The organism is Hominiventricola sp. (assembly GCF_057604405.1).
The window spans coordinates 1-12,090 of record NZ_DBLYVB010000004.1 but is presented as its reverse complement, the minus strand read 5'-3'; the positions used below and the strand labels follow the sequence as shown (position 1 = coordinate 12,090).

Annotated in this window: 13 protein-coding genes; 7 read left to right on the top strand and 6 right to left on the bottom strand. The window is 44.3% G+C overall.

Annotated features, from left to right (window positions below; all coding sequences use genetic code 11):
- Both ACZMB2_RS04070 and ACZMB2_RS04065 read right to left on the bottom strand, forming a co-directional pair.
- Positions 1-1,317, bottom strand: a complete 1,317-nt coding sequence (locus ACZMB2_RS04070) for an ATP-binding protein (protein WP_487595637.1) — start codon at positions 1,315-1,317, stop codon at positions 1-3.
- A 23-nt stretch (positions 1,318-1,340) separates the two neighbouring features.
- Positions 1,341-2,159: an undecaprenyl-diphosphate phosphatase gene (locus ACZMB2_RS04065; protein WP_487595636.1), complete on the bottom strand. Its 819-nt coding sequence runs from the start codon at positions 2,157-2,159 to the stop codon at positions 1,341-1,343.
- Positions 2,160-2,309: 150 nt separating this feature from the next.
- Here ACZMB2_RS04065 and ACZMB2_RS04060 point away from each other — a divergent pair, with 150 nt between their 5' ends.
- From ACZMB2_RS04060 to ACZMB2_RS04050, 3 genes are all read left to right on the top strand, one after another.
- A complete protein-coding gene (locus tag ACZMB2_RS04060) occupies positions 2,310-3,476 on the top strand; it encodes a galactokinase (protein WP_487595635.1) in 1,167 nt (388 codons plus the stop codon).
- 131 nt (positions 3,477-3,607) lie between these two features.
- On the top strand, positions 3,608-4,294 hold the full coding sequence (locus ACZMB2_RS04055; protein WP_487595634.1) for a response regulator transcription factor: 687 nt from the start codon (positions 3,608-3,610) through the stop codon (positions 4,292-4,294).
- The gene (locus ACZMB2_RS04050; protein ID WP_487595633.1) at positions 4,284-5,666 is read left to right on the top strand and encodes a HAMP domain-containing sensor histidine kinase; all 1,383 of its coding nucleotides are present in this window, start codon (positions 4,284-4,286) and stop codon (positions 5,664-5,666) included. Before ACZMB2_RS04055 ends, ACZMB2_RS04050 begins: the two co-directional genes overlap by 11 nt.
- 64 nt (positions 5,667-5,730) lie before the next feature.
- On the opposite strand, the gene ACZMB2_RS04045 is transcribed toward ACZMB2_RS04050, so the two are convergent.
- Positions 5,731-6,123, bottom strand: coding sequence for a VOC family protein (locus ACZMB2_RS04045; protein ID WP_487595632.1), 393 nt, complete (start codon positions 6,121-6,123; stop codon positions 5,731-5,733).
- Positions 6,124-6,293: 170 nt separating this feature from the next.
- Here ACZMB2_RS04045 and ACZMB2_RS04040 point away from each other — a divergent pair, with 170 nt between their 5' ends.
- Positions 6,294-7,028 (top strand): ABC transporter ATP-binding protein, encoded by a 735-nt coding sequence (locus tag ACZMB2_RS04040; protein ID WP_487595631.1) that lies wholly within the window; start codon positions 6,294-6,296, stop codon positions 7,026-7,028.
- Positions 7,028-7,954: a SufB/SufD family protein gene (locus ACZMB2_RS04035; RefSeq protein ID WP_118770539.1), complete on the top strand. Its 927-nt coding sequence runs from the start codon at positions 7,028-7,030 to the stop codon at positions 7,952-7,954. The genes ACZMB2_RS04040 and ACZMB2_RS04035 overlap by 1 nt, the downstream gene beginning before the upstream one ends.
- A 51-nt stretch (positions 7,955-8,005) precedes the next feature.
- On the opposite strand, the gene ACZMB2_RS04030 is transcribed toward ACZMB2_RS04035, so the two are convergent.
- The 3 genes from ACZMB2_RS04030 to ACZMB2_RS04020 all read right to left on the bottom strand — a co-directional run bounded on the left by ACZMB2_RS04030 (position 8,006) and on the right by ACZMB2_RS04020 (position 10,313).
- Positions 8,006-8,167: a rubredoxin gene (locus tag ACZMB2_RS04030; RefSeq protein WP_118770538.1), complete on the bottom strand. Its 162-nt coding sequence runs from the start codon at positions 8,165-8,167 to the stop codon at positions 8,006-8,008.
- Positions 8,168-8,331: 164 nt separating this feature from the next.
- Positions 8,332-8,910 carry a cytidylate kinase-like family protein gene (locus ACZMB2_RS04025; protein ID WP_487595630.1) on the bottom strand — a complete coding sequence of 193 codons (579 nt, stop codon included), beginning with the start codon at positions 8,908-8,910 and terminating at the stop codon, positions 8,332-8,334.
- A 5-nt stretch (positions 8,911-8,915) separates the two neighbouring features.
- A complete protein-coding gene (locus ACZMB2_RS04020; RefSeq protein ID WP_487595629.1) occupies positions 8,916-10,313 on the bottom strand; it encodes an MATE family efflux transporter in 1,398 nt (465 codons plus the stop codon).
- Positions 10,314-10,655: 342 nt separating this feature from the next.
- Here ACZMB2_RS04020 and ACZMB2_RS04015 point away from each other — a divergent pair, with 342 nt between their 5' ends.
- Positions 10,656-11,438 (top strand): DUF134 domain-containing protein, encoded by a 783-nt coding sequence (locus tag ACZMB2_RS04015; RefSeq protein WP_487595628.1) that lies wholly within the window; start codon positions 10,656-10,658, stop codon positions 11,436-11,438.
- Between the two features lie 107 nt (positions 11,439-11,545).
- The gene (locus tag ACZMB2_RS04010; protein WP_118770534.1) at positions 11,546-11,767 is read left to right on the top strand and encodes a hypothetical protein; all 222 of its coding nucleotides are present in this window, start codon (positions 11,546-11,548) and stop codon (positions 11,765-11,767) included.
- The last annotated feature ends 323 nt before the right edge of the window (positions 11,768-12,090 follow it).

Genomic DNA, 12,090 nt, shown 5'->3' with positions numbered 1-12,090 from the left:
TTAGTCGGCAGCAGGAGCCATGCCTGCCATATAGTTGATAAACTGCTGGGCAGTTCTTCCGGAGATGCCGCCGTGGCTTAATTCCCACTTATTGGCCTCTGCACACAGCTCCTCATCGGTCAGGGTAATGGACGGATAACGTTTCCGCAGTTCCTTGACGATGGTGAAATATTCTTTCTGGGACGGCTTTCCGTAGTAGATGGTCACACCGAAGCGTGCTACCAGAGAAAGCTTCTCCTGCATGGTATCGGAGCGGTGCATTCCGTTGTCTGTTTCCATATCGTCGCGGTCACTCCAGCTTTCTTTGATCAGGTGACGGCGGTTGGAGGTGGCATAGATCAGTACGTTATCCGGGCGGGTCTCCATGCCGCCTTCGATGACCGCCTTCAGAAATTTGTACTCAATCTCGAAATCCTCAAAGGAAAGGTCATCCATGTAAATGATAAAGCGGTAGTTCCGGTTTTTTACCTGTGCAATGATGGAGGAGAGATCCTGGAACTGGTGCTTGTAAATTTCGATCATACGAAGCCCCTGACCATAATATTCATTGAGCAGTGCTTTAATACTGGTGGATTTTCCGGTTCCGGCATCTCCGCAGAGAAGCACGTTATTGGCTGGGAGTCCTTTGACGAAGGCTTCGGTATTGTCCACCAGTTTCTTTTTCTGGATCTCATAACCAATCAGGTCATTTAACATGACGCGGTCCGTATTATTGATAGGAAGGAACTCTACACCTTCTTCCAGATGACGAATACGGAAAGCGCGGTTCAGACCGAACATACCAACGCCGTATGCTTTGTAGAAATTCGTAATGATGGTGAAAACCTCATCGGCATCTTTGGCCTCCTCGATTTTCTCGCTGACTTCCTGCACACGTTCACTGACATTGCGGTTGTACATCCGTTCTTTCTTAGGAATGGAGTGGTAATTGCAGACAGTTGTGAAACAGTCAATGCCAAGCTCTTCCTCAATAGGTTTGAAATCAAAGTCAAACAGTTTTTTGAATACAGCGAAATCTGCTTTTGCAAAATGATTGACGGTACCGTCATTGGCACCTACCTTCTCACTGGTCATGCTGAAAGAGTTTTCGTTGGTCAGCAGGATGAAGGTCAGATAATTGTGCCACAGATTTTTGTCGAAGCCATACTGGGTAGATAGATCCAGAAGTGCTTTCATCTGCTCATAGATGCGGCTGGTCAGTTCTTCTTTTTCAGCCAGACCCAGCTCAAAATCACGGAAGATACCGGACAGCTTTAAGAGGATACTGTTCTCACCCAGATCACGGTATAAAATGAGTTTTGCGATTTCTTTGTACATTTTTCTTTCTCCCTTATGTATGATTATCCCAGGAACAGGAAGTAACCCAGGACAAGAATACCGAGTACAATACGATAGTATCCAAATGGTTTGAAATCATTTTTCTTAATGTAGTTCATCAAAAATTTGATGGCCAGAATGGATACGATAAATGCGGTCAGCATGCCAACGATCAGGATGGCAAGCTCATAACCGGTAAAGTGGAAACCAAATTTTACCAGTTTTAAAAGGCTGGCTCCGAACATAACCGGAATGGACAGGAAGAAACTGAACTCGGCTGCCACATAGCGGGAAGCTCCCAGAAGGATACCGCCAAGGATGGTGGAACCAGAACGGGAGGTACCCGGAATCAGTGCAAGAATCTGGAAGATACCGATCAGAAGAGCGGTGGACCAGGTAAGCTTCTCCAGAGATCGGATGCGGGGACGGCGGTTTTTGTTATAATTCTCTACAACAATAAAAAGTACACCATACAGAATCAGGGTGACTGCTACGGTCTGATAATTGTAGAATAGTTTATCCAACAGATCATCAAAAGGAAGCCCAATGATGGCAGCCGGGAGGGCGGCTACAATCACCTTAAACCAAAGAATCCAGGTATCTTTTTTGATCCAGCCGTTTTTCGGGGAACAGAATGGCCACAGTTTTGGAAAATACAAAACGACGACAGCCAGAATGGCACCCAGCTGAATTACTACCAAGAACATTTCCATAAAATCGTGAGTGACGTTCAGCTTGATAAATTCATCAACCAGAATCATGTGTCCGGTACTTGAAATAGGAAGCCATTCTGTGATTCCCTCGACGATGCCAAGGAAAATGACTTTTAAAAATTCTAACATAGTACATACTCCTTATAAAAGACTTTTTCTCTCATTGTAACTACACTGAGGGTAAAAGTCAACGTAACAAAATCTTAACAAAAACGATAGATTATGCTATGATACATATAATATATGTCGAATTTGGTCGATTATGGGAGAGAAAAGTTTATGAAACAGCGGCTGATTGATAAATTCGGGGAAATCTATGGAGTTGGCGGGGACGTCAGAGCCTATTTTGCACCGGGTCGGGTAAATCTGATCGGAGACCATACCGATTACAATGGCGGACATGTGTTTGCATGCGCCATTGCCATCGGAACTTATGCGGTGGCGAGAAAACGGGAGGACAACCGTTTTCGTTTTTATTCTTTGAATTATCCGGAGCAGGGAGTGCTGGAAATGTCATCCAGTGAACTCTATTACAGAGAGGAAGACGGCTGGGGCAATTATGCCAAAGGTGTGGTTCGTACTTTTATTAAGAAAGGCTGTAAGGTGAAAGGCGGACTGGATATTTTATATTATGGAGAGATTCCAAAAGGATTGGGAATCGGTTCTTCTTCTTCGCTGACGGTAGTAACCGGACTGATTCTGAGAGATCTTCTGGAAATACCGGATATGAATATGGTGGATATTGCATTGTTCAGCCAGTTGACGGAGAATGAGTATCTGAAGACTGGAGGCGGCATTATGGATCCCTTTACCATAGCCATGGGAAAGAAGGATTATGCCATTCTACTGGACACGAGTGATCTTTCCTATGCCTATGCACCACTTTTGCTTCCTCATAAGAAAATTATTATTACGAACAGTGGCAAACCAAGGGATGGCGTGGAAGACTATGTCAGACAGCGCAGGAAAGAATGTGCGGAGGCGCTGAAGGACTTGCAGACGGTGATTGCCATCCGCCATTTAAGTGAGCTGACGGCAGATGTCTTTGAAGAAGTACAGGAGATGATTAAAGATCCGGTTTGTTTAAAGAGAGCCCGCCATGCAGTGACGGAAAACCAACGGACCATGGAAGCGGTGAAAGCATTGGAAGCAGGCAATATTATAGAATTCGGACAGCTTATGAATGCATCCCATATTTCCCTGAAGGAAGATTATGAAGTATCCTGTCGGGAGCTTGACATTCTGGTAGAGGAAGCCTGGAAACTGGAAGGGGTGCTGGGATCCCGTATGATGGGAGCCGGATTTGGCGGCTGTACCGTCAGCATTGTGGAAAATAGTGCAGTCAACGATTTTATCAGTCAGGTTGGAACGAATTATCAAAAAGAGACAGGATTGAAACCAGATTTTTATGTGGTAGAGACTGGCAACGGGGCTACAGCTTTGTAGTCCTGTTTTCTTTTCTTAAAAAGTCTTAATTATGCCCCATGGGTCTTTCTTTACCCAGGATGGACATGTTACACTTGCATTAGAAATTTTCCAATAAGGGGAAGAATGTAGAAAAGAAGGGCGGTGAACCCATGGCAGAAAAACAGACCATACTGGTAGCAGATGATGAACCGGAAATCCGGGATGTACTCAGGATGATGCTGGGAGGAGAAGGCTATCGGATACTGGAAGCGAGTAATGCCAGGGAAGCGGTAGAGCAGGCAGAAAAGGCAGATCTTGTGATTCTGGATATTATGATGCCGGGAGAGTCAGGTGTATGGGCTTGCGAGCAGATTCGGGAGAAGACTACGGTTCCCGTTTTATTCCTGACGGCAAAATCAGGAGAACATGATAAAGTACAGGGATTTTCCGCAGGTGGGGATGATTATCTGGTGAAGCCATTTTCTTATATGGAATTATTGTCGCGGGTAAAGGCTTTGATTCGGCGTTACAAGGTCTACCAGGGAAGTGCAGAGACATCAGAGGAGCTGGTGTGCTACCGTGATATTACGATTGACCAGAATCTGCAGACGGTGCAGGCGGGAGGAGAGAAAATCTCCCTGACAGAAATGGAGTACCAGATTTTATTGCTGCTCATTTCTAATCCGCGGAAGGTATTTTCCGTAAAAGAAATCTATGAGACAGTCTGGAAGGAAGCATTTTTTCCCAATTCCGGTAACACGGTGATGGTTCATATCCGAAATATTAGAAGAAAACTGGAAAAGGGCGGACAGTCCTATATTCAGAATATCTGGGGAAGAGGTTATTGTGTCAATTAGGAAAAACAGATGGTGGAGCAGACTGACAATGGAGCTGATCGCGCTGAGCGGAATTGCACTGCTGACTGCCATTTTGGTATCCAGAGCAGTAGGAACAGCGACCATTCAGTGGGCAGTCACAGAAGCATACTCCGGCACAAAATATGAAGACAAAACCGAAGAAGTGCTGAAGGATCTGGATCAGTTTATTGAAAAACATAAGGTTACGGAACAGAATATAGAATTATTGGTTGCCTGGGTACAAAGGCAGAGAGATGTGTATGTGACGTTTTATCGGAATATTGATCCTATTCTTGGGCCGTATATGGCTCCTGATTCGCCGGAAACAGATTCCTGGGAGGATGATGATACATTATATACGGACGGGGAAGGAGAAAATCCGGATGAGGTGGATTCAACTGAACTATACCCGGCCAGTAACTATCATGACGTGATGCTTTATGACGGAACTGTGATTAAAGTGGATCTGGAGGTTTATCTGGATGTAGATAATCTTTATTGGGTTGATATTGCAGAGTATGGATCAGGAGCAATTGTATTCATTTTACTTCTCTTTGCATTGATTCACCGGAAAATCCGGTATGTCAATCAGCTGGAGCAGGATCTGAAAGTGCTGGGGGGAGGAAATCTGGAATATCCTATTACGATCAAAGGAAGAGATGAACTGACCAGCCTTGCAATCGGAATTGAATCACTGAAGAATGGCATTCTGGAAGAGCAGCAGATGAAGGCGGAGGCGGAAAAAGCCAACATGGAGCTGGTAACAGCCATGTCCCATGATCTGCGGACACCGCTGACTTCGCTGATCGGCTATCTGGAGCTTCTCAATATGCATCGGTATGAAGACGAGGAGCAGTTGAAAAAATATCTGGAATATTGCCGGAAGAAGGCATTTCAGATGAAAAAGGTATCAGACCGGCTGTTTGAATATTTTCTGGTTTATGGTCGGGAAGAAAATGGGCTGCAGCTGCAGAAGATTCCGAGTGTGGAGCTGGCGGAAGATTTCTGTAACGGTCAGTTCTTTGACTGGCAGGATCATGGTGGTACCATTGAATGCCAGATTAAAGAGCTGAAAGGAATCGTACAGGTGGACAGCGAATATATGCAGCGCGTCATGGATAATCTTATCTCCAATCTGAAAAAGTATGGAGATCCGGTGTACCCGCTGCGGATCGAGGCTTCGGAGCAGCCGGATATGCTGTATATCCAGGTCACGAACCATATTCGTGACCGGAAAGACCATCCTGAGAGTATGCAGATTGGTCTGAAAACCTGTCGAAAAATTATGGAAAATCATGGGGGAAACTTTACCTGGAAGCAGGAAAATGATGAATTTATGATCACAATCACCCTTCCCCTTGTGAAAGCATAAAGATACCGCCCATCCTGCAGAAAGGAATGTTTCTACAGGGCGGGCGGTATTTTCGTGTCCTGCTTTACAGGAACTGATTGAATTCGACTTTTTCTTTGTTGGCACCCTCGATGGTGAAGAATTTTACACCGTTTTCAAAGAACGGAAGAGAATGGATGATATCATTTGTGTTGTTCAGACCTGCTTCATTGACAAAACGGAAAGCTTCCTCGATGTCTTTAACGTTGATGGCGATGTGATCAACAGCACCTGGAGCCTTTGCAGGGTCTGTTACTTCATAAGTCTCGATCACAAGATCTCCTAATTTGAAGAAATTTACTCGTCCGCCAGCTTCTGCGTTGACGGTTTCAAAAATAGTTTCGAATCCCAGTGCATGATAAAAATGGATGGTTGCGTCCATATCTCCTGTGGGAACACCGATGTGCTGTAAACCTGTTGCAATTTCTTTCATAGTCATGAATATACCCTCCTTGCGGATACACCGCATATATTTATAATTAGTGTAGCCTTTGTCGGACAGTTTTTCAATAGATTTATGAGAGAAATGAGGGAAGAGTACTTGCAATCATTATAAAAGCCAATATAATAGGTATAGATTACAGGTTTTAGAACTACAGGAGAAAAGACATGTTAAGAACAGAAGAGTTAGTTGTGAAGGTAGATGATGAAGGTGGAAAGAAATGTCTGCTGGATCATATTTCGTTTGAAGTAAAAGACGGAGAAATGCTGGTAATTACCGGCCCGAATGGAGGCGGTAAATCGACACTGGCAAAGACACTGATCGGCATTAACAAACCTGAGAGCGGAAAAATATATTTGGACGATGTAGATATCACTGATTATGATATCAATCATCGTGCAAATGCAGGAATCGGTTATGCATTCCAGCAGCCGCCAAGATTCAAGGGAATGCCGGTTTCGAGACTTTTATCACTGGCAGCAGGAAAAGAACTCACAGAGCCGGAATGCTGCAGAATGCTTTCTGAAGTCGGACTTTGTGCAGAGGAGTATGTGAACCGGCAGGTTGATGGAACGTTATCAGGCGGTGAGATGAAACGAATTGAAATTGCCACTGTGCTTGCAAAAGAACATAAGTTGTGTGTATTTGACGAGCCGGAAGCAGGAATTGATTTGTGGAGCTTTTCGATGCTGATCCAGAAATTTGAAGAGATCCACAGACAGAAAAAACAGAGCCTGATTGTCATCTCTCATCAGGAGAAGATTATAGAGATGGCAGACCAGATTATGATAGTTGATGACGGTATCATAAAGAGAATGGGAAGTAAAGAGGAAGTGCTTCCTTATCTTAACGGCGTTAAGAAATGTCATGAATGCGCAGACCGGATGGAGGGGAAATTTTAATGGTAAAGCTTGATAATGTTACGGAAAATGTGCTGGATGTGATCAATGATCACAAATTTGAGCAGAAAGGTGCCTATAATCTCCGCCAGAATGGAACGTCCATCTGTCATGGTGACAGTGAGCATATTAAAATTAAGAGAAAAACAGATAAGCCGGGAATTGATATTTACATTGATGGAGAGACCAAAGGAGAAGCTGTCTATATTCCGGTCGTAGTAAGTGTGTCAGGAATGACGGATGTGGTCTATAATGATTTCTATGTGGCAGACGGAGCAGATGTTTCGATTATTGCCGGCTGCGGTATTCACAACAGTGGATGCAATGAGAGCCGTCATGACGGCATTCATACGTTTCATGTAGGAAAAAATGCCAACGTGCGTTATGAAGAGAAGCATTATGGGGAAGGCAATGGAACCGGCGGAAAAGTATTAAATCCTGTGACCAATATTTATGTGGGAGAAAATTCGGTATTTACACTGGATACAGCACAGATCAAAGGAGTGGATTCCACTCTCCGTGAAACAAATGTAGAGCTTGCAAAAAATGCAAAATTATTTGTGACGGAACGACTGATGACAGATGGAAAGCAGCAGGCAGAGTCCAATATTGAAGTACAGTTAAACGGTGAAGACAGCTCTGCGCAAATCATTTCCAGATCAGTAGGAAAAGGGGAGTCTGTGCAGACCTTCCATCCGAATGCAATCGGAAACAGCAAATGTCAGGCGCATATCCAGTGTGATTCCATTATCATGGACCATGCAGAGGTGGGTTCTATTCCGGAAATCCGTGCTAAAAATGTGGATGCAGCAATCATCCACGAGGCAGCGATCGGAAGAATCAACGATGAACAGCTTCTGAAGCTGCGCACGCTTGGCCTGACAGAAGAAGAGGCAGAAAATGTTATTATCCAGAATTTCCTGAATTAAAAAAGAAGTGCCACTCAATCATTTCCCTGACTGAGTGGCACTTCTATATTTTTATTCGTTTACTTCAGAAAACTGGTCTTTTCCTACATTACATAACGGACATTCGAAATCTTCCGGAACATCTTCCCATTTGGTGCCCGGTGCAATGCCGCCCTCCGGATAACCCTGCTCTTCATCATATTCCCATCCGCATACATCACATACATATTTCATAAAATTTTCTCCTTTCTAAAACAGTAATGATTATTGTTATTATTTTTTAGATAATATACCTGTCATATGAAAATGTCAAGGTAATTATAAAGAATGAAGTGAAAAATATGAGTTAAATAGGATCATGTCCAAGTTGTAGTACAATAGACTCCTGTTCAAGTGCCTTAATACAGTCCTGCGATGATGTCTACGCACTTATCGATGCCAAGCACGCCGCTGTCCAGTGTCAGATGGTAGTTCTGTGCGTATCCCCACTTCATGTTAGTGTAGAAGCGGTGATAGGCCGCCCGGCGCTTATCTTTATCCTTCAGACGTTCCTCAGGGGACTGCTCCCGTTCACCATAGACCTCCACAATGCGTTTGGCGCGGAAAGCCATGTCTGCATGGATAAAGACCTTCAGGCAGTCTGCTTTATTCTGCAAAATGTAGTCGGCACAGCGGCCCACGATAATACAGGGACCTTTTTCGGCCAACTCCGTGATAACCTTGTACTGATGCGCCCACAGAATATCCTCATTGGTAGGGCCCATTATCCGGTTGGAAAAGGCTGCGGATAGGAAACTGTCGGGAACATACTCTCCCGCCTCTTTTACATAGTCCGGTGCAAAGCCAGTTTCCTTCGACATTTCCAGTATGATTTCCGCGTCATAGCACGGAATCCCCAGTTTTTCCGCCGCTTTTTTTCCGATGGTGCGTCCGCCGCTGCCAAACTCGCGGCTGATGGTGATAACTCTGTTCTTCATATGCTTTAAACTCCTTTTTCATTCAATTCCCGATAAGTTTTCGCAATAATAATTGCCGAAATGAGAAAGGTCATGATATCCGATACCGGCATGGAATACAGTACACCGTCCAGACCGAAGAACACTGGCAAAAGCAGGGCGAAGCCCACGCCGAATACCACCTCACGGAACATGGACAGGAGCGTGGACGAGAGTGCCTTACCTACTGCCTGCAAGAAGATGAAGCATGCCTTGTTGACGCAGGCGAGGATCATCATACAGAGATAAGTACGGAAGGCTTTGATGGCGAAATCGGTGTAGTAGCTGCTCTCATTGGCGGCACCGAAAATATCGATGAGCTGACGGGGAAAACCTTCAGCCAGTATAAGTGCCAACGCACCCACCAGAGCCTCAGTGAGCAGCAGCCTGGTGAACAGCTCCCGGACACGGAGCTCCTTTTTCGCACCCATGTTGTAGCCCACAATGGGAATGCAGCCTGCCGCCATACCCACCACGATGGAAATGACAATCTGGAAGAATTTCATTACAATACCCACGACTGCCATAGGGATCTGTGCATATTGCTCCTGCCCGAATACAGCGTCCAGTGCACCATATTTACGGAGCATATTGTTGATGGCTGCCATTGCCGCTACCAAACTGATCTGGGAAAGAAAACTGGTGATGCCAAGCGTCAGCATCCGTCCGCAGATGCTCCTATGCAGGGCATAATCACCGGAAGCAGGCTTGATAATTTTCATATTCATCAGATACCATACTGCAAGGATCGCTGTGAGCACCTGACCGATAACCGTTGCAATAGCTGCACCCATCATGCCCCACTTAAAACAGAAGATGAAAATAGGGTCAAGGATGATGTTGATAACAGCACCGGAAAGCGTCGAGATCATGGCAAACTTGGGGTTGCCGTCGGCACGGATGATGGGGTTCATGGATTGTCCGAACATATAGAACGGAATACCCAGCGTAATATAGAAGAAGTATTCCTGCGAGTGGTGAAAGGTTTCTTCATTGACTGTGCCGCCGAACATAGCAATAATGCTGTTCGCAAAAATGAAATATACCGCCATTAAAACAAGGCTGGTGGCAACAGATAATACGACGGCGTTGCCAACGCTGCGTTTGGCTTTCTCCAGTTCATTTCTTCCAAGAGCCATACTGACAAAAGCACAGCAGCCGTCACCGATCATGACGGCGATGGCCAGTGCCACCACGGTCAGAGGGAAAACAACGGTGTTGGCCGCGTTGCCATAAGAGCCGAGATAGCTTGCATTTGCAATAAAAATTTGATCAACAATGTTATAAAGTGCACCTACTAACAGTGAGATGATGCAGGGGATGGCGTACTGCTTCATGAGCTTGCTGACACGCTCTGTCCCTAAAAACTGATTTCCAGTATCCATAAAAATTCACCTTTCTTTCAAAAAATAAGAAATGCGTAAATCCAAAAACATCCGGACTTACGCATTTCAGCTACACGAGTTGCCTATCAAGTTTTTTTTCATTTTTCCATTTTTCACCTCGATTCCATAAAAAAGCGTGTGGCGTTTTTGCAACTGGATTTACGCAAAAACGCCACACGCTGTAGGTCCATTATAGCAGTGACGAATGAAGATTTCAAATATTTTTTTATTCACTACAGTAGGTGAGGCAGATAGTCAGAATGAATCCACCCATTGACTTCTGCATAGAATAGAGGTATGATAATTATCGACATATGACGGAAATGAAGGCGAGGAAGTACAATGGCAAGACCAACAAGATGCAGAAGAATCTGCGTAGAGCCGGCTTATGACAGCTTCAGGCCAGAAGGAATACTGACTGGCGAACGGATACATATGACCGTGGATGAATATGAGGCGATTCGTCTGATTGATCTGGAAAAGCGGACCCATGAGCAGTGTGCAGAGCAGATGGGGATATCCCGGACGACAGTCACAGAGATCTATGAGACTGCCCGGTATAAACTTGCGGATTGCCTGATAAATGGAAAGACGCTGCATATTTCAGGCGGTAATTATCGGCTTTGCGATGGTATGGATGTGTTTTGTTGCGGAAAGCGTTGTAGAAGACCGGAAGTTTCTGGCAGACAATTATCAATCAGGGGAAAAGGAGAAGGACAGATGAGAATTGGCGTAACTTATGAAAATGGAGAGATTTTTCAGCATTTCGGACATACGGAGACGTTTAAACTGTATGATGTGGAGAACGGACAGATTAAAAACACACAGGTGGTAGATACCAATGGACAGGGACATGGTGCATTAGCTTCATTTCTGACCAATGCAGGTGTGGATGTCCTGATCTGCGGCGGAATCGGCGGCGGTGCACAGATGGCACTGGCAGAAGCAGGAATTAAGCTGTATGGCGGTGTCAGCGGAAATGCGGACGAAGCAGTGCTTGCTTATGTCGGCGGTAAACTGGATTATAATCCGAATGTCCAGTGCTCCCACCATGCCCATGAGCATTCCTGTGGCGAGCATCATTGCGGTGAAGAGAAACATGGCTGCCATGGTAATAATGTCTAAAACGAAAGGCAGATTTTTAGTAAAAACCCCTTTTGAAATAGAAATGGATTGATTTTATAATAATACGTATTACTTATTAAAAAAATCAATTTCAGGAGGAACACTACATGCATGAGTATGAAATCTTTGTTGAGGAAATAAATCCGTGCGGAGGAGAAAAACACAGCAAAAAGACTTTGATCGAGGCAGAAGCGGATAGTCCGGAAGCTTACGTAAAAGAGAATGGAAGATTTCCGATTTTGGAATCCATACTCAATGAAAATGGAGATGTTGTAATAGTGACAGGTGATAACCACGGCTCTATTGTGCGTTACACGTTTACAGAATAACTTGTTTTATAGTATGTGAAATCAATAAAGGGACTGTTGCAGAATAGATGGAGTTATCTGTTCTGTATCAGTCCTTTTTGCGTGATTTTAATAGTCATTTTCTATTTTGTGGGCAGATAGAAAATAAAAGTAATTTTTTGCCCAATCAGACAGTGCAGAAAATTAGGAAAATTTGGGCAAAAGATGCATAAGAATCTCTATATGTCCAATTTGTTTTATTTCTGAAGTGGTAAGCTAAAAGTAGACACTATCCAAAAAATTGTAAACAAGTGGTATACTTTGATCAACAAGTATATTTCTTGTTACACAGGAGGTGTATCTAT